This window comes from Actinomyces sp. S6-Spd3 (assembly GCF_000758755.1).
In the GTDB taxonomy this organism is placed as follows: Bacteria; Actinomycetota; Actinomycetes; order Actinomycetales; family Actinomycetaceae; genus Pauljensenia.
In genome coordinates this window covers 1-873 of the sequence record NZ_JRMV01000054.1, presented here as the reverse complement: position 1 = coordinate 873, position 873 = coordinate 1, and the positions used below count along the sequence as shown (strand labels likewise).

The window sequence follows — 873 nt, the reverse complement described above, 5'->3', positions numbered from 1 at the left end:
GGTCATACAGCGACTTAATGAACTCAAAGCTGTACTGATCCAGAACTTCCTTCTCGTAATAGCCCTCTTCCACCAGGTAGTCGAGCTTTTCCTTCAGCGTATGGAAGAACACCGTGTTCTGGTTGACGTGCTGCAAGAAGTACTGCCTCGCGGCCTTCTTATCCGCATCAAACTGAACCTTGCCATCACGGTCATACAGATTCAGCTGAGCATTCAGCGCATGGTAATCCAGCTCGGGCGGAAGCGCGCTTTCCAACCCCGTGTCAGTCAGATTTTCTGCCAAAATTCTCTCAATCCTTCTTGCACTTTAGAAACATCCTGGCTGGTGCCAAGAAGCTCGAACCGATACATGTGTGGCACACCCAGCTTGCGAGCAATCACATCGCCGGCAAGACCGTAAGCCTGACCGAAATTCGTGTTGCCCCCCGAGATTACCCCGCGGCACAAATCCCGATTCTCTTTCACGTTCAAAAACTTGATCACCTGTTTTGGAACCGCGCCCTTCAAGTTCCCGCCCCCGTAGGTGGGAACAATCAGCACGTACGGTTCATGCACATACAAGAACTCATCGCGCGGCAACAAGTGAATGCGCGAGTTCCTAAACCCCAACTTTTCCACAAAACGTTTGGTGTTGCCCGTCGCTGACGAAAAGTACACAAGAAATATGTCCTTGTCCACACTCTTCTTTTCCGACATGACTTACCTTCTGCTCAACTGCTGTTTTTGAATACTTCTGATTCGAAAGGGTTTCACGCATAGTTAACCCGGCCACCAAATGTGACGGCCGGGTTTGGCTTTAGCCGTTGACTACGAGGGCGGCTTCCTTAGCGATCTTCTTAATCAGATCTGGACGGTAGCCCGCCCAGTGCTGGT

The 873-nt window shown here is 50.9% G+C and carries 1 protein-coding gene and 1 pseudogene; both read right to left on the bottom strand.

Translation table 11 applies throughout. The features are described from left to right. Positions 1-283, bottom strand: a pseudogene (locus tag HMPREF1627_RS00380) (ribonucleotide-diphosphate reductase subunit alpha); the annotation flags it as partial. Continuing rightward, a complete protein-coding gene (nrdI, locus tag HMPREF1627_RS00375; RefSeq protein WP_052038873.1) occupies positions 268-696 on the bottom strand; it encodes a class Ib ribonucleoside-diphosphate reductase assembly flavoprotein NrdI in 429 nt (142 codons plus the stop codon). The pseudogene HMPREF1627_RS00380 and the gene nrdI, both read right to left, overlap by 16 nt. Positions 697-873 lie beyond the last annotated feature (177 nt).

Bases quoted from the DNA above. Each gene is read 5' to 3' on its own strand.
- nrdI (WP_052038873.1), bottom strand. From the start codon at position 696: ATGTCGGAAAAGAAGAGTGTGGACAAGGACATATTTCTTGTGTACTTT.